This is a genomic window from Kitasatospora sp. NPDC008050 (assembly GCF_042957465.1).
In the GTDB taxonomy this organism is placed as follows: Bacteria; Actinomycetota; Actinomycetes; order Streptomycetales; family Streptomycetaceae; genus Kitasatospora.
The window spans coordinates 308,279-323,497 of the sequence record NZ_JBIBIJ010000010.1 but is presented as its reverse complement, the minus strand read 5'-3'; the positions used below and the strand labels follow the sequence as shown (position 1 = coordinate 323,497).

Below are 15,219 nucleotides of genomic sequence, written 5' to 3'. Positions count from 1 at the left end.
GGGTCGACGAGGCGCTGTCGCTCAACCCCGACATCGTCTCCACCGCCTGCCCGTTCTGCCTGGTGATGCTCTCCGACTCGGTCAACGGCAAGAAGAACGAGGGCGCGGCCAAGGAACACCTGAAGGTGGTCGACGTGGCCCAGCTGCTGCTGGAGTCCGTGAAGGCGGCCCCGCCGGTGGTCGAGGAGCCGGCCCAGGTCTAGCGCCTGCTCAGGGCCGGAGCCTGCTCAGGTCTGGAGCGTGCTCAGGTCGAGCTTCTGCTCAGGGCCGGAGGGTGCTCAGGTCTGGAGCGTGCTCAGGTCGAGCTTCTGCTCAGGGCCGGAGCCTGTTCTGTTCGGAGCTGCGCCGGGAGTCGGCGCCCGGAAAACCGGGTGCCGACTTTCCGGTTCTCCGCTGATTTCTCCGCCGCCGGATTCTGCGGATCGGGTCGTGCGGACGCCGTTCTGATCGTGCGCGGGTTCGAGCGCTGCGCGAATGTGCTTGCGGCGTACCGCCTCACATATGATGCCTGCCCCGGGTGGTATCCACCCGGGGCAGGCTGCTACTCACATACAGGGCTTATTCTCAACGGAACCGGGGACGCGGCGCGGGGGTCGCGACCGTCTGGTTCGGCCGGCCGCACAGCTGCCGGTCCGATGAGCACCAAGCACCCAAGCGACGGTCCTGGCACCATCACCGCCAGGTCGCTGACCGGAACCAAGGGGAGAAACGCACAGATGACCCAGGCGATCATGCTGGTCGGCGGCCAGGGGACCCGGCTGCGCCCGCTCACCACGCACACCCCGAAGCCGATGCTTCCGGTCGCGGGCGTGCCCTTCATCGCGCACCAGCTCGCCCGCGCCGCTGCCGCCGGCGTCACCCGTGTCGTGCTGGCCACCTCGTACCTGGCCGAGGTGTTCGAGGAGCACTTCGCCGATGGCACCCCGTACGGGCTGGAGCTCGTCTACCTGACGGAGCGTGAACCGCTCGGGACCGGCGGCGCGATCCGCAACGCCGCCGAGGGCCTGACCTGCGGCGCCGACGAGCCGGTGCTCATCTTCAACGGCGACATCCTCTCCGGCCTGGACATCGCCGCGCTGCGGGACGGCCACGTGGCCGCCGGCGCCGACGTCACCCTGCACCTGACCCGGGTCGAGGACCCGCGCGCCTTCGGCCTGGTGCCGACCGACGCCGAGGGCCGGGTGCTGGAGTTCCTGGAGAAGCCGGAGACCCCCGAGCAGATCGTCACCGACCAGATCAACGCCGGCTGCTACGTCTTCACCCGCTCGGTGATCGACCGCATCCCGGCCGGCCGGGTCGTCTCCGTCGAGCGCGAGACCTTCCCCGAGCTGCTGGAGAGCGGCGCCCTGGTGCGCGGCGTCGTCGACACCTCGTACTGGCTGGACCTGGGCACCCCCGCCGCCTTCGTGCGCGGCTCCGCGGACCTGGTGCTCGGCCGCGTCGACTCGCCCGCCGTCCCCGGCCCCACCGGTGACGCGCTGCTGCTGGACGGTGCCACCGTGGACCCGGCGGCCGTGCTCAGCGGCGGCACCGTGGTCGCCGCCGGCTCGGTGGTCGCGGCCGGCGCGATCGTCGAGGGCAGCGTCGTGCTGCCCGGCGCGGTGATCGGCGCCGACGCGTACGTGAAGGACTCCATCGTCGGTGCCTACGCCACCATCGGCGAGCGCACCGCGCTGGACGGCGCCGTGATCGGCGACGGTGCCGTGGTCGAGTCCGACAACGAGCTGCCGAACGGCATCCGGATCGCCTGCGGCACGCGGCTGCCGGTCGGCGCGGTGCGCACCAGCGCGGGCCCCGGTGGCTGCCCCGCGGGCGAGAGCTCGGCGGCGGCGGTGCACGGTTCGGTGCTGCAGAAGTAGTCGTCGTCGGACGCTGTCGTCCGTCGGTGGACGCTGTCGTCCGCCGTCGGACGCCGTCGTCCGCTGTCGTCCGCCGTCGTGGCGGAGCGTGGCAGTGCGGCAGGGCGGTGCGTCACAGCCCTGCTGCAATGCCATGGTTTCGCTGGGTGGCCCGGCTGCCGTCCCCCTTTCCGGGTACCTTCGGAGGGTGGCAGGCAATGGATATCCCAACGGGTGGGGCGGCGAGCGTAACCAGGCCGCGTCGGCCCGGACGCATGAGCCGTACGGTTCCTACGGCTCGCAGGGCCCGCAGAGCTCGCACGGCCCGCAGGGCTCGCACGGCCCGCAGGGCTCGCACGGGGCTGACCCGTACGGCGACGATCCGTACCGCGCGGACCGGCCCGGGAACACCCGGGCCTTCCCGATCGGTGAACAGGGTTACGCCGGTGAGCAGGGCTACGGGGCGTACGGTGGCGCGCAGCAGGAGCGGGAGTGGGAGCGCGCGGGCGCTCGCCCCCAGGCACCCTCGCAGCCGGACCACGTCGCCACCTACCGGGCCGGCGGCCGCACGGCCCCGCGGGTGGGCGGTCCGCGGCTGCGCTGGCGGGAGTTGCTGATCGGCATCTACCGCGCCCCCGCCCGCACCTTCGACCAGATGCGCGACCACCAGGTGTGGCTGACCGCCGGCACCGTCTCGCTGCTCTACGCGGTGCTCGCCGTGCTCGGCTTCGGCGACACCCACGACGAGGTGGTCAACTCCACCTTCTCGACCGCCGCTTGGTCGCTGGCCGGCGCCGCGGTCGCCTTCACGGTGGCCGGCCTGATGCTCAGCTCGGTGACCTACGCGCTCTCCCGGCAACTCGGTGGCGACGGCCCGTGGGCGTCCACCGTCGGCCTCGCCGTGCTGATCGGCTGGACCAGCGATGTGCCGCGGCTGCTGCTCGCGCTCTTCCTGCCCTCCAACAGCCTGCTGGTGCAGGCGGTGGGCTGGTTGACCTGGCTGTTCTGCGCCGTGCTGATGACCACGATGATCCGCCGGGTGCACGACCTGCCCTGGGGAAAGGCGGCCGGCGCGGCCTCGCTGCAGTTGCTGGCGCTGCTGGTGCTGATCAAGCTGCCGACCCTGGGCTGAGGTTCGCCCCTCCCTCCTGCTCCTCCTCTTCTTCCCCCCTCGTCCCTCTCCTCCCGCTCTTCCTGCTCCTCCCCTTTCCCTCCCCTCCCTCTCTCGCACGGAGCCACCGAATGACCCTCCCCACCACCCGCGTCAGCTTCCCTGGCGGCGCGGTGACCGGTGAGTCCACCGTCCTGGCCGTCCACCCGCTCGGCGACGGGCGGTTCGGCGTCGTCACCGCCGACACGCCGTTCCACCCGCTCGATCACACCTGGCCCGACCAGCCCGCCGACACCGGCACGCTGACCGTCGACGGGAGCGAGCTCGCGGTGGTCGACTGCCTGACCGCCGCCGTGGGGCCGGAGGCCGAGGACCTGCTGGTGGGCGCCGACATCCCGGTGCGGCGCGGCGACGAGGCGTGGTCCTGGCTGGTGCTGCACGTGCTGGCCGAGGAGCCGCAGGCCGAACTGCTCGGCCGTCCCGTGACGCTGAGCGTGGACGCGGAGCGGCGCGCCGCCCTGTGCGCCTCGCACACCGGCTGCCACCTGCTGGCGCTGGCGCTCAACGCCGCGCTCGCCCCGCGCTGGCGCAAGGACCCGGGGCGCGCGGACGCGTTCGGCAACCCCGACTTCGACAGCCTGGCGATGGCCTCCTCGGTGATGGACACCGAGGCGAGCACGGACGTCTACCGGCTGGGCAAGTCGCTGCGTAAGAAGGGCTTCACCGCCGAGGCCACGACCACCGAGGCCGGTGAGGAACTCCCCGCGCTGGCCGAGGCGTTGCCGGCGATCACCGCCGAGGTCAACAAGCTGCTGGCCGGCTGGGTCGCGGCCGACGCACCGGTGCGGATCGAGGTCCCCGGCCCGGAGCTGACCGCCCGCCGCCAGTGGCACTGCGAACTCCCGGCCGGCCCCGCGGAGATCGCCTGCGGCGGCACCCACCTCCACCGGCTGGGCCAGCTCTCCGCGCTGGAGACCGAGCTGACCCTGTCGGCAGACGGCTCCGAGCTGACCGCGGTGACCCGCCCGAAGCGGGTCTGAGCCGTCTCCTCTTACTCCCTTACTCCCTGACTTCCTGGTACTTCCCAGGCACTTCCTACACGTCGGTGCGGTGGAAGTTCAGGAACGAACGGGAGGGCGTCGGCCCGCGCTGCCCCTGGTAGCGCGAGCCGTACCGCGCCGAGCCGTACGGGTGCTCGGAGGGCGAGGAGAGCCGGAACAGGCAGAGCTGCCCGATCTTCATCCCCGGGTAGAGCTTGATCGGCAGCGTCGCGACGTTCGACAGCTCCAGCGTCACGTGCCCGCTGAACCCCGGGTCGATGAAGCCGGCCGTCGAGTGCGTCAGCAGCCCGAGGCGCCCCAGGCTCGACTTGCCCTCCAGCCGGGAGGCGACGTCGTCCGGCAGCGTGATCACCTCGTAGGTGGACGCCAGCACGAACTCGCCCGGGTGCAGGATGAACGCGTCATCGCCGTCCGGCTCGACCAGCCGGGTCAGGTCCGGCTGCTCCTCGGAGGGGTCGATGTGCGGGTACCGATGGTTCTCGAACACCCGGAAGAAGCGGTCCAACCGGACGTCGATGCTGGACGGCTGGACCATGGCCGGATCGAACGGGTCGATGAGGACTCGGCCCTTGTCGATCTCGGAACGGATGTCTTTATCGGAGAGCAGCACGCCTTGAGGTTACGTGCTGGCCCACGCGTACTCCCAATCCACACGCGAACCGCCCACACTGCGGTCATACGCCCGGCGGCCACCCCACCCCGGCGCGCGGGCCCCCGCCGGCGCTCAGGCCAGGAACGGCGCGGCCTCCAGCCGCAGCGCCCGCGCCAGCTCCGGCGCCGTCAGCACACTCACATCGGCCGGCACCGAACTGCGCATCCGCCCGCACTGCGGACACCGGATCAACCGCCCCGGCCCCAGCCGGCCCGCCCCGAGATTCTGCATCGGGAACGTCCTGGTGCTGAACAGGTGCCCCTCGGCACAACGAACAACGGTCCGGTGCTCCATTGATCCCCTTCCCAAAGCCGCCACCGCATCACGACAGCGTCACATTAGGGGATCTTCCGGACATCCCCACCACGGCTCGCCGCCGAAACCCCCTCTCCACCGTACCGAGAACCGGTGTACGGGAGCGGGGGCGAGATGGGGTAGCATGGTGCAAGATCGAGCGGTCACTGACAGCTCATCAGGCGGGCGTAGTTTAATGGTAGAACATGAGCTTCCCAAGCTTATAGCGCGAGTTCGATTCTCGTCGCCCGCTCAGAGGTAAAGCCCCAGGTCAACGGCCTGGGGCTTTCTTGTTGTGTGGACCAATTCGGGGGCGTTGTCCAGATGGTGGGTGACGCGGCGTTGGATCTGGCGAAGTCCGATTGCGTGCTGCACTCCTGGGGTTGATGGGTGGGTGGCGCCTCGAACGGCGAGTCAGGCAAGGGCGGTTGTCGACGCTTGGCGGTCAGTGGCGCCTCCTTGTGAGTGCTCCACAACTTGTATGGCGGTTGGGGAGTTCAGGGAGCTGGCGACAGGTCGGCGGTGCCGAGGGCTCGGCGAGGCCGGACCGGGTCTCTGTGGAGGTGCTGATGCTGGTGAGGGCGCTTGGGATGGTCACGGTGGTGGCGGGGGAGGAGGTAGGCGGGGCCTTGGTCGGTCGGGGCCCGTCGATGTCCTTGTCCGTGCGGCAGGCTGATGGTCGGGTATTGCGCGTGGGGGCTACCGGGGGCGAAGGGCGAAGTGGTCTGCCCAGGCTGAGATGGCTGTGGCGATGAGCAGGGGCTGGTCCTCGGGGGTGTGGTGGCCGGCGGTGGCTGGTGAGTGCTCGATCTGCAGGGCGGCGATGTTGGCCGCGCACCACGCGATGATGCCCTCGTGCATCATCGCTCCTGGTCCGGGGGCGAAGGTGAGCAGCAGTTTGGGTACGTCCGCGCTGCTGGCCAGCCAGTGGTCGTACGCCTCGATCCGGGCCACGACCTCGGCGGGTTCGCCGCCCAGTGGCATCGAGCGTGGCCACTGGAGCAGTGGCTTTCGGCTCTCCCGGGTCGGGTACGGCTTGCGGTAGGCGGCGAGGTCGGCCTCGGTGAGTGAGGTGGCGCTGCTGCCGGGGAGGGCTTGCTCGATGAAGGCGTTGTCGTCGAGGATCATCGTCTCGCCGACGCCGTCGGTCTTGATCGCCCGGAACAGGTCCCGGCCGGCCTCGGGGAACTCCTCCCAGGTCATCGGCTTCACGATGGTCTCGGTGAAGGCGATGCCGCGCACGCGGTCCGGGTGGCGCGCGGCCCAGTCGAAGGCGAGGGCGCCGCCCCAGTCGTGCCCGACCAGGACCACGTCCCGCAGGTCGAGCGCGTCGAACCAGGCGTCCAGGTAGCGGGCGTGGTCGGCGAAGGTGTAGTCGATGGCGGGTTTGCCCGACTCGCCCATGCCGATGAGGTCGGGGGCCAGCAGCCGCCCGGTGCCGATGGCCGGCATGACGTCCCGCCACAGGTAGGACGAGGTCGGGTTGCCGTGCAGGAAGACGATCGGCGCTCCGGTGCCGGACTCCCGGTGGTGCACGGTCGAGCCGAGGATGTGCTGAACGGGCATTTTTCCAGTCCCCTATGGGAGGTTGGGCCGAGTGGTGCGAGCGGCCGTGGTCATCGGAAGGCCGGGGCGTTGCGTTCGGCCCAGGCGTGGAAGCTGCTCGGTGCCCGGCCCAGGACGCGCTCGACGTCGGGGCTCACCTGCTGCTCGCCCTCGGTCGGCTCGCCCAGGATGGCCAGGGTGCCCTCGACCACGGGCAGCGGCATGAAGCGCGCCAGCTGCTCGTGCGCCTCCGCGCGGGTCTGCTCGGTGAACTGCACCGGCTCACCCAGGGCCGCGGCGATCGCCGCCGCCCGCTCGCGCGGGGTGGTCGGTGCGGGCCCGGTCAGGGTGTAGGTGGCGCCCCGGTGGGCGACCTGGTCGTGCAGGGCGGTGGCGGCGACCGCGGCCACGTCCTCGGGGTCGACGAAGGGCAGGCCGACGTCACCGAACGGCGCTTCGGCCGCCCGCCGGGTGCGGATCGACTCGGCCCAGGCGAAGGCGTTGGTCGCCATCCCGCCCGAGCGCAGGATGGTCCAGTCGAGCCCGGACGTCCGCACGGCTGCCTCGAAGAGGCCCGGGTGCCGGTAGGCCTGCGGCCGGGTCCCGGCACCCTGGGAGGAGAGCAGGACCACCTGGCTGATCCCGGCGGCCCGGGCCGCCGCCAGGATGCCGTCCGGGTCCTCGCCGGCCACCAGCAGGAACAGCGCCCGCGCGCCGGCGAAGGCCTCCCGCAGCCCGGCCGGCTCGGCCAGGTCGGCGGCCACGGTCCGGACGCCAGGCGGTACGTCGGCGTCGGTGATGTGCCGCGCCACGGCCGTCACCGGCAGCTGCGCTTCGGTGAGCATCCGCACCAGCGCCCGCCCGACGTTCCCGGTCGCACCCGTCACAACGATCATGTCGATCTCCTCGATCCAGACTTAGTTAGTTGACTGACTCGGTCGTTCGAGAGAGACGCTAGCACGGCGGGACGGTTGGTTGTCTATAGTTAGTCGGGTGACTGACTCAATGGATTCCCGGCCGCCTCGCGCGGCCGCCGCCGGCAAGCGGCAGCGACTGACGGCTGCCACCGCCCGGGTCCTGCACGAGCAGGGCGTGGAGCGCACCACCATCGCCGACATCGCCCGCGCCGCCGACGTCCCGGCGGGCAACGTCTACTACTACTTCAAGACCAAGGACGAGCTGGTCGAAGCCGCACTGGCCGAGCACTCCGGATACCTGGCGGCCCTGACCCACCGGCTCGACCAACTCCCCGATCCGCGTGAGCGCCTCAAGAGCCTGGTCGCCGGCTGGGTCGATCAGCGCGACACGGCAGCCCGCTTCGGCTGCCCCACCGGCACCCTGGCCGTCGAACTCGACAAACGGGCCGAGGGCGGGCTCGACCTGGCGGTGGGTCAGGTCATCCGCCAGCTGCTGGACTGGGTGGCGCAGCAGTACCGCGACCTGGGCGTGGCCGACCCCGAAGGCCACGCACTGGCGCTCGTCGGCGCCTACCAGGGGATGTCGCTGCTCACCAACGCGCTGCGCGACCCGGAGATCATGACCCGCGAGGGAGCCAGGCTCGCCCGCGAGCTCGACGACCTGTCCTGACGCCAGCTGTGGTGTTCCGGCGGTGTTCCGGAGGAGCCCGGGCGGAGTTCGGGAGAGTTCGGGGGAGTTCGGGGGCGGGCTCTCCTGGCCGGGGCCTGGCCGCCGATGGGGTGAGCCCGAGCCGGTGCGGGGTGGTCAGTTGGTGGGACGGGGGGTCGGGGTCAGGGTGGTGTCGAGCCAGTCGAAGGTGATCTGGTGGAAGCGGGCCATGGCGCCCATGTGGCAGTGCTCGCCCGCGCCTTCGGCCTCGGGCAGGGTGATCAGGGTGTGCGGGCAGCTCAGGGCGGCCTGGACGCGCTGGGGCTGGCCGCGGAAGAACTGGTCGTTCTCGGCGTCCAGGATGAGGGTGGGGCAGTCGATGAGGTGGGCGACGCCGTCGAGGGTGTAGTCGGCGGTGCGACGGATGTAGTCCGCGGCCGAGGCGGCGCCGAAGGTCCAGACTCCGTTGCGCAGGGCCCAGCGGAGCTGGGTGCTGCCCTGCATGAGCAGGCCCACGACGGGGTCGGCGAGGTCGTCGCGGCCGGTCTCGATCCACTCCCGCAGGAAGGGCGGCACGAGCTGGGTGTGGGCGTCGTAGTAGCTGTAGAGGCCGTCGTCCAGGACCAGGGCGGCCAGGCGGTGGTCGTGGGCGGCGGCGCGGGCGGTGAGGTAGCCGCCGAGGCTGTAGCCGAGCAGGACCAGCTGATCGGGGGCGATCTCGGGGCGGGTCAGCGCGTAGTCGACCACCGGGGTGACCACGGCCTCCCAGTCCGGGCGGAAGGTCAGGGCCTGCTCGCGCAGCGCCGCGCCCTGGCCCGGTCCGTCGTAGGCCAGCACGTTGTAGCCGCGGCGCAGCGCGGCCGCGCCGATGACGAAGTACGCCTCCTCCAGCGTGGAGTCGAAGCCGCTGGTGAAGACGATGGTGGGGCGGGGGGTGCCGGAGTCGTCGACGAGGAAGAGGTAGCCGGGCAGGCTGGTGGACTCGTAGGGGATGCGCACGGCCTCGACGGGGGTGTCCAGCAGGCTCGCGGCGGTCGCGAAGGTCTCGCGGGAGAGCGTGGAGAGCAGCTTGACCTCGGGGTCGGTGGCCGGGTCGTCGCGGCGGTAGAACTCGGCGGTGCGGTAGTAGTTCGAAGCGCGCAGCAGGGCCTCGCGGGCGCTGACCCGGTGGCCCGCCGCCAGGGCGCGGGTGCCGATGGCGTGGACGCGCTCGGCGGTGGCCCGCCACTCGCGCAGCCAGGCCTCCTCGTCGCCCTCACCGATGGCGCGGGCGGTGGTCACGACCTCGCCCAGGTCGGCGCCGCCGTCGTTGGCGAACCCGGCCGCGCGCAAGGTCTCGAAGGAGAACGACTCGTCCTCGAAGAGGAATCGCATGGTGTGCTCCTGGTTGGGTGCTGGTCCAGTCGGTGCTGGTCCGGTGGGTGCTGGTCCAGTGGGTGACGGTCGAGACGGAACGGAGTCGTCTCGCCTACGAGGAAGACGGTAGTCCTGACATAGTCGAGACGCAAGCGTTCCGTCTGGTGTAGGTTCGGGGCATGTCGACCTCGCCCACGCCTCAGACCCCCGCCCCCGAGCGCCGGCTCCCCGGCGGTCCGGTGCTCCAGGACTCGGTGACCGAGGCGATCTCGGCCGCGTTCTTCGAGGAGCTGGCCTCGGTCGGCTATGCGCGGCTCTCCCTGGAGGCGGTCGCCAAGCGGGCCGGGGCGGGCAAGGCCGCGATCTACCGCCGCTGGCCGTCCAAGCTGGAGATGACCGTCGCCCTGGTCTCCGCGGTCGCCGTGGACGCACCCGAGGTCGCCGACAGCGGCACCCTGCGCGGCGACGTGCTCGCCTTCCTCACCGAGATCGCCGGCGCGCTGCGGCACCGGCTCCCGTCGAAGATCATCCCGGACCTGCTCGCCGAGGGCACCCGCAACCCCGAGCTGGCGCAGGCGCTCTTCGCCGCCGTCCGCGACACCCGCCGCGCCAAGGCCACCCGCCTGCTGGACCGGGCGGTCGAACGCGGCGAACTCCCCGCGGACGTCGACCGCGAACTCGCCCTCGACTTCCTCGCCGGCGCGCTCTACTGGCGCCTCGCGGTCGTCCACACCCCGACCGGACCCGACTACCTCGACCGCCTCGCCGACAAGCTCCTCGCCGCCTTCGCCGCCTGATCGCCCACGTCCCGGTCCCCGTCCCCGTCCCTGTCCACCGGACAAGCCCCAGGCCACAGGCCTGGGGCTTGTCGGTGGAGGTGGGGAATCAGGTGAGGGCGTTGGTGAGCCAGTGGGTGAGCAGGGCGGGGGTGCCGGTGACGGTGAGGGCGGGGGTGGTGGCGGGCAGGCGGCGCTTGAGGAGGAGGAGCAGGTCGGCGCAGCTGCCGGTGACGGTGACGTCGGCGGGGTGGCCGGCGGCGGCCAGGTCGGTGCGGGGGCGGGGGCCTTCGGGGGTGCGGGTGATCAGCCAGGCCGAGGGGGCGTCGTCGGGGGCGTCGGTGACACGGAAGAGGAGGGTCTCGCCGGTGCCGCGCAGGTTGGTCACCTTGGGGTCGTAGAAGGGGATGGTCGCCGGGTCGCCGAGGGCCGAGAACCAGAAGTCGATGGCGTCGTAGGAGAGGTCGGCTGCCAGCTCGAAGTCACGGCCGGCCAGGAGTTCGGCATCGGCCCGGTGCACCGCGGTCTCCATCGCGCCCCAGCGGGACCAGAAGTGGGCCTCGTGCGGGCCGTAGGTCGTCCAGACCGGGGAGTGCGGGCCGCCGGAGCGCAGGGCGTGGACGAAGCGGTCGGCCTCGTCGGTCAGCCAGGCGGACAGCCTGTCGCGGCCGCCGTCGCCGGCGAACTGGGAGATCGAGCCCTGGGCGAGGTCGTTGACCGCGGTGGCCCAGTCGGCGTCCCCCGCACCGGCGCCCTCCGCCGCGCCGGTCGGGGGGACGAACTGGGGGGCCTCGGTCTCCACCAGCAGCGCTCCCCAGCCCAGTGCCTGGTGGAGGTGGCCGATCAGGTGGCCGGCGGTCCAGCCGGGACAGGTGGTCGACGGGTGGTCGAGCGGGACCGTCTCCAGGGCGCGGACGAACTGCCGGGCCTCGTCGGCGATTCCGTCGCAGAGGCGGTCGTGGGCGAGTGGGGTTGAGGGCATGCGGGTTCCTTTCGTCGCAGCGGCCGCCGTGGCCTGATTTCGACGCGGCTGGCCGGTTCGGTGAGCTTGCGCCGGCTCTGTGACGCCCCAATGACTCGCCAATGACACGCCAATGACACGGCGCTGACGCGTAGTTGGGAAGCCTGGCGGAGCCGGGCGGCGGCGGATACGGTGCCGTGTGCGCTGAGTGATTGGGCGTCAGCGCCGTGTCAGCACGCTCTGGTTGCATGGACGCGTGTGGGCGCCGTGTGACCGTCGCTCCGGGGCCGGTGCGGCCGTCGGAGGCGAGAGCGGACCGGGTCGGACGGAGTCAGCGCTGTTTCGCCACAGTGATTGCCCCAAGTGGCCGCCAGGAAAGGGAAATCCCATGCGCAGGTCTGTCAACGTCGCTCCGCGCGCTGGCTGTTGTGGCCTGTTGCGGTGTCAGCGTGCTGATCGGCGGCCGGCCCCGACCGCGGAGCATGGACAGCTGTTACGACTCAGGAGGGCTCGGACATGACCACCGAAGCAGAACTGAAAAGCGCCACGGCCGAGGCTGTGCCGCCCCCGGAGGGCTCGGCGGACAAGCCGGCCTGGGGGGCGCTCCTGGTGGTGCTGGCCGGTCTGTTCATCACCAATCTCGATTTCTTCATCGTCAATGTGGCCATCCCCTCGTTGCAGAAGGGGATGCACGCGAGCCCGGCGCAGATCCAGCTCGTTGCCGCGACCTTCAACATCGGCCTGTCGGCCATGCTGATCACCGGTGGCCGACTGGGCGACCTCTATGGACGGCGGCGGATCTTCTCGATCGGCCTGGGACTGTTCGCCCTCTCCTCGCTGGTGTGCGGCATCGCGCCGAACATGACCGAGCTGATCATCGCCCGTGGGGTCCAGGGTGCGGCCGCCGCGCTGGTGATCCCGCAGGTACTGGGCATCCTGACCACCGCCTACGAGGGCAAGCACCGGGTCACCGCGTTCAACGCCTACGGTCTGGCGCTCGGTGCCTCGGCGGTGTTCGGGCAGCTGGTCGGCGGTCTGCTGATCAAGGCCAACATCTTCGGCCTCGACTGGCGGACCATCTTCCTGATCAACGTGCCGATCGGTGCGGTGGTCCTGCTGCTGGCGCCCAAGAAGGTGCCCGAGTCGAAGTCCGACGGCCGTACCGGCCTGGACCTGCTCGGTTCCGTCCTGGTCACCGCGGGCCTGGCCGCGATCGTGCTGCCGCTGGTCCTCGGCCGCCAGCAGGGCTGGCCCACCTGGACCTGGGAGTGCATGATCGCCGCCATCCCGCTGCTGGCCGCCTTCTGGCTGCTGCAGCGCCGGCTGGTGGCCCGCGACAAGTCGCCGCTGGTCAACCCGGCCATGTTCGGTGACCGTTCGTTCAGCGTCGGGGTGGCGGCCATCTTCGGCGTCTTCTCGGTGATGGCCTCCTTCTTCCTGGTGCTCGCGCTGTACCTGCAGGAGGGACGCGGCACCGGGGCGCTCAGCTCGGGTCTGCTCTTCATGCCGCTGGGTCTGGGCTTCTTCCTCTCCTCCACCCAGGCTCCGCGGGTCGCCGCGAAGCTGGGACGGCAGGTGCTGGCGCTGGGTCTGGTGGTGCAGGCGGTCGGCTACGTGGCGCTCGCCGAGACCGCCTCGGAGCTGCACCACAGCGGTTCGGTGGTCTGGTGCATCCCGGCGATGGTGATCTGCGGCGCCGGTATGGGCCTGGTCGTCGCGCCGCTCACCTCGCTGGTGCTGGCGGGCGTGCGGCCGCAGTACGCGGCTGCCGCGTCCGGGGTGTTCTCCACCGCGCAGGAGATGGGCAACGCCGTGGGCATCGCGATCATCGGCGTGGTCTTCTTCACCGCGGCCGGCCACCACAGCGGCACCACCGGCTACCCCGGCGCGTTCGGTACCAGCCTGTTCGTCCAGGCGGGGATCTGCGTGCTGGTCGCCGCCCTGGTGCAGCTGCTCCCCCGGCAGTCCGCCCCGCAGGGCTGACCCGAGAGAACGCGTGCGGACCGCCAGGCCGGCGGGTGCCCCGGAGGAAAGCTCCGGGACGCCCGCCGGCCGTCGTGCGTGCCGGCCTTCGTGCGTGCCGGCCTTCGTAGGTGTGGGCCTTCGTAGGTGTGGGCCTTCGCGCGGGCCGGTGTGGGGGCCGGGCCGGACCGTCAGGCGGGCATCAGGGTGGGGTCAGAGCCCAGGCGCAGCATGGTGGTTGTCAAGAAATGCCCCCCATCCACCGCAGCCAGAGGTACCAGCCGTGTCTGACACCATCGAGGCGTTCCCCGCCTGGCCCATGCCGCGCTCCTGCCCCTACTCGCCGCCCGACGCCTACCGCGCGCTGCGCGACCAGCCGCCGCTGAAGGTGCGGATCCGGGACGGTGAGGCCTGGCTGGTGACCCGGCACGACCAGGTGCGCCAGGTGCTGACGGACCCGCGTTTCAGCGCGGACGACCAGCAGCCCGGCTTCCCGATCCGCATCCAACTGCCGCCCGAGCCGGGCGTCATGTCCTTCAACCGGATGGACGACCCGGAGCACGGCCGGCTGCGCCGGATGGCGATGACCGAGTTCACCGCCCGCCGCACCCGTGCCATGCGCCCGGACGTCGAGCAGCTGGTGGACCGGCTGCTCGACGAGCTGGAGGCGGGCCCGCGCCCGGTCGACCTGGTCGACAACTTCGCCGTCCGGCTGCCCTCCCTGGTGATCGCCCGGATGCTCGGCGTCCCGGAGGAGGACGAGCACGACTTCACCGAGCAGAGCCGGACCATCCTGTCCCAGGAGGCCAGCGGCGAGGAGATCTACGCGGCCTTCGTGGAGATGTCCCAGTACCTGGACCGGCTGACCGCGCAGAAGGAGCGTGAGCCGCAGGACGACCTGCTCAGCCGTCTGGTGGAGCGGTACGTGGCCACCGGCGAGCTGACCCATCAGGAACTGGTCGCCATGGGGCGGTTCTTCCTGGTGGCCGGCCACGAGACCACCGCGCACCAGATCAGCCTCAGCGTGCTGAGCCTGCTGCGCGACCCCGCGCAGCTGGCCGAACTGCGCCAGGACCCCGAGCTGTTCAAGCCGGCCGTCGACGAGCTGCTGCGCTACTGGTCGATCTCCCAGGACAACCAGGTGCGGGCGGCGATCGAGGACGTCGAACTCGGTGGCGCCCTGATCGCCAAGGGCGAGGGCGTGATCGTGGCGATCCCCGGCGCCAACCACGACGAGTCGGTCTTCCCGGACGCGCACCGGCTGGACATCCACCGGGACGCGCGAGCGCACATCGCGTTCGGCTACGGCCCGCACCTGTGCCCGGGCGCGCCGCTGGCCAAGATGGAGCTGGAGGTCTGCCTGCGCGCGCTGTTCACCCGGTTCCCCACGCTGCGCCTGGCAGTGGACGAGCCGAAGGTCGACTTCCGCGAGAACACCATCGTCTACGGTCTGAACCAGCTGCCCGTCACCTGGTAGGAGTTGCCCGTGTCGTCGTCCGAAGAAGTGGTGCCGGAGGAAGTGGTGCCGGGGGAAGTGGCGCCGGAGGAACTGGTACCGGAGGAACTGGTGCCGGAGACCTTGCTCCGGCTGATGCCGTACGCCGTCGAGCTCGGGGTGCGGCTGGGCCCGGCCGCGGCCGGGCAGGTGCGCGGCGAGCTGGACTGGGCGCCGCGGCTCTGCACGGCGGGCGGGGTCCTGCACGGCGGGGCGCTGATGTCGCTGGCGGACGCGGTGGGCGCGGTCTGTGCCTTCCTCAACCTGCCCGAGGGGGCCGCCACCAGCACGGTGGAGTCCTCGACCCACTTCTTCCGGGCGGTCCGCGGCGGGACGGTGTCCGCGCTCGCCACCCCGCTGCACGTCGGGCGTTCGTTCGTGACGGTGCAGACGGAGCTCCACGGCGAGCAGGGGCGCCTGGTGGGCCGCACCACGCAGACGCAGGCGGTGCGGCAGCAGGGCTGAGGACGTCCCTTGGGCGCGGCCGCGGGCAGGGAGAACCTGCCCGCGGCCGCGCCCAAGGCGTTTCAGCGGGCCGCGGGCTGGTGTCCGGCGCGGGCGCGGCAGGAGCGGCCCGGTGGGGCGGGGGTGGCGCCCGAGGG

Annotated in this window: 14 protein-coding genes, 1 tRNA gene and 1 pseudogene; 10 read left to right on the top strand and 6 right to left on the bottom strand. The window is 71.6% G+C overall.

Annotated features, from left to right (window positions below; all coding sequences use genetic code 11):
• The 4 genes and pseudogenes from ACFZB9_RS21930 to ACFZB9_RS21915 all read left to right on the top strand — a co-directional run.
• On the top strand, positions 1 to 203 hold a 203-nt coding region (locus tag ACFZB9_RS21930; RefSeq protein WP_391449520.1), incomplete at its 5' end, for a hypothetical protein.
• Between the two features lie 513 nt (positions 204 to 716).
• A pseudogene (locus ACFZB9_RS21925) lies at positions 717 to 1,790 on the top strand (sugar phosphate nucleotidyltransferase); the annotation flags it as partial.
• Positions 1,791 to 2,046: 256 nt separating this feature from the next.
• Positions 2,047 to 2,970, top strand: coding sequence for a YIP1 family protein (locus ACFZB9_RS21920; protein ID WP_391449518.1), 924 nt, complete (start codon positions 2,047 to 2,049; stop codon positions 2,968 to 2,970).
• Positions 2,971 to 3,080: 110 nt separating this feature from the next.
• Positions 3,081 to 3,989, top strand: coding sequence for a metal-dependent hydrolase (locus tag ACFZB9_RS21915; protein WP_391449516.1), 909 nt, complete (start codon positions 3,081 to 3,083; stop codon positions 3,987 to 3,989).
• Between the two features lie 55 nt (positions 3,990 to 4,044).
• On the opposite strand, the gene dcd is transcribed toward ACFZB9_RS21915, so the two are convergent.
• Together dcd and ACFZB9_RS21905 are read right to left on the bottom strand one after the other, a co-directional pair.
• Positions 4,045 to 4,620 (bottom strand): dCTP deaminase, encoded by a 576-nt coding sequence (dcd, locus tag ACFZB9_RS21910; protein WP_391449514.1) that lies wholly within the window; start codon positions 4,618 to 4,620, stop codon positions 4,045 to 4,047.
• A 114-nt stretch (positions 4,621 to 4,734) separates the two neighbouring features.
• Positions 4,735 to 4,956 (bottom strand): hypothetical protein, encoded by a 222-nt coding sequence (locus tag ACFZB9_RS21905; protein WP_391449512.1) that lies wholly within the window; start codon positions 4,954 to 4,956, stop codon positions 4,735 to 4,737.
• Positions 4,957 to 5,138: 182 nt separating this feature from the next.
• Here ACFZB9_RS21905 and ACFZB9_RS21900 point away from each other — a divergent pair.
• A tRNA-Gly gene (locus ACFZB9_RS21900) sits at positions 5,139 to 5,209 on the top strand.
• A gap of 446 nt (positions 5,210 to 5,655) precedes the next feature.
• Here ACFZB9_RS21900 and ACFZB9_RS21895 read toward each other — a convergent pair.
• Positions 5,656 to 6,522, bottom strand: coding sequence for a haloalkane dehalogenase (locus ACFZB9_RS21895; RefSeq protein ID WP_391449511.1), 867 nt, complete (start codon positions 6,520 to 6,522; stop codon positions 5,656 to 5,658).
• A 50-nt stretch (positions 6,523 to 6,572) separates the two neighbouring features.
• The gene (locus ACFZB9_RS21890) at positions 6,573 to 7,397 is read right to left on the bottom strand and encodes an SDR family oxidoreductase (protein ID WP_391449509.1); all 825 of its coding nucleotides are present in this window, start codon (positions 7,395 to 7,397) and stop codon (positions 6,573 to 6,575) included.
• A 97-nt stretch (positions 7,398 to 7,494) separates the two neighbouring features.
• Here ACFZB9_RS21890 and ACFZB9_RS21885 point away from each other — a divergent pair, with 97 nt between their 5' ends.
• Positions 7,495 to 8,088, top strand: coding sequence for a TetR/AcrR family transcriptional regulator (locus ACFZB9_RS21885; RefSeq protein WP_391449507.1), 594 nt, complete (start codon positions 7,495 to 7,497; stop codon positions 8,086 to 8,088).
• A gap of 135 nt (positions 8,089 to 8,223) precedes the next feature.
• Here the strand turns inward: ACFZB9_RS21885 and ACFZB9_RS21880 are convergent, their stop codons facing one another.
• Positions 8,224 to 9,441, bottom strand: coding sequence for an alpha/beta hydrolase family protein (locus ACFZB9_RS21880; RefSeq protein ID WP_391449505.1), 1,218 nt, complete (start codon positions 9,439 to 9,441; stop codon positions 8,224 to 8,226).
• A 161-nt stretch (positions 9,442 to 9,602) separates the two neighbouring features.
• Between ACFZB9_RS21880 and ACFZB9_RS21875 the strand changes: the two genes are divergently transcribed.
• Complete coding sequence (locus ACFZB9_RS21875; protein WP_391449503.1) at positions 9,603 to 10,220, top strand: TetR-like C-terminal domain-containing protein; 618 nt, start codon at positions 9,603 to 9,605, stop codon at positions 10,218 to 10,220.
• Between the two features lie 88 nt (positions 10,221 to 10,308).
• Here the strand turns inward: ACFZB9_RS21875 and ACFZB9_RS21870 are convergent, their stop codons facing one another.
• Positions 10,309 to 11,181 carry a maleylpyruvate isomerase N-terminal domain-containing protein gene (locus ACFZB9_RS21870; protein ID WP_391449501.1) on the bottom strand — a complete coding sequence of 291 codons (873 nt, stop codon included), beginning with the start codon at positions 11,179 to 11,181 and terminating at the stop codon, positions 10,309 to 10,311.
• A gap of 495 nt (positions 11,182 to 11,676) precedes the next feature.
• Between ACFZB9_RS21870 and ACFZB9_RS21865 the strand changes: the two genes are divergently transcribed.
• The 3 genes from ACFZB9_RS21865 to ACFZB9_RS21855 all read left to right on the top strand — a co-directional run bounded on the left by ACFZB9_RS21865 (position 11,677) and on the right by ACFZB9_RS21855 (position 15,082).
• Positions 11,677 to 13,143: an MFS transporter gene (locus ACFZB9_RS21865; protein WP_391449499.1), complete on the top strand. Its 1,467-nt coding sequence runs from the start codon at positions 11,677 to 11,679 to the stop codon at positions 13,141 to 13,143.
• 262 nt (positions 13,144 to 13,405) lie between these two features.
• Entirely contained in the window at positions 13,406 to 14,599 is a 1,194-nt protein-coding gene (locus tag ACFZB9_RS21860; protein WP_391449497.1) for a cytochrome P450, read from the top strand.
• A 114-nt stretch (positions 14,600 to 14,713) separates the two neighbouring features.
• Positions 14,714 to 15,082: a PaaI family thioesterase gene (locus ACFZB9_RS21855; RefSeq protein WP_391449536.1), complete on the top strand. Its 369-nt coding sequence runs from the start codon at positions 14,714 to 14,716 to the stop codon at positions 15,080 to 15,082.
• Positions 15,083 to 15,219: the final 137 nt, after the last annotated feature.

Coding starts and splice junctions, on each gene's coding strand:
- ACFZB9_RS21855 (WP_391449536.1), top strand. CDS start 14,714: ATGCCGTACGCCGTCGAGCTCGGGGTGCGGCTGGGCCCGGCCGCGGCC.
- ACFZB9_RS21865 (WP_391449499.1), top strand. CDS start 11,677: ATGACCACCGAAGCAGAACTGAAAAGCGCCACGGCCGAGGCTGTGCCG.
- ACFZB9_RS21880 (WP_391449505.1), bottom strand. CDS start 9,441: ATGCGATTCCTCTTCGAGGACGAGTCGTTCTCCTTCGAGACCTTGCGC.
- ACFZB9_RS21890 (WP_391449509.1), bottom strand. CDS start 7,397: ATGATCGTTGTGACGGGTGCGACCGGGAACGTCGGGCGGGCGCTGGTG.
- ACFZB9_RS21895 (WP_391449511.1), bottom strand. CDS start 6,522: ATGCCCGTTCAGCACATCCTCGGCTCGACCGTGCACCACCGGGAGTCC.
- ACFZB9_RS21915 (WP_391449516.1), top strand. CDS start 3,081: ATGACCCTCCCCACCACCCGCGTCAGCTTCCCTGGCGGCGCGGTGACC.
- ACFZB9_RS21905 (WP_391449512.1), bottom strand. CDS start 4,956: ATGGAGCACCGGACCGTTGTTCGTTGTGCCGAGGGGCACCTGTTCAGC.
- ACFZB9_RS21875 (WP_391449503.1), top strand. CDS start 9,603: ATGTCGACCTCGCCCACGCCTCAGACCCCCGCCCCCGAGCGCCGGCTC.
- ACFZB9_RS21870 (WP_391449501.1), bottom strand. CDS start 11,181: ATGCCCTCAACCCCACTCGCCCACGACCGCCTCTGCGACGGAATCGCC.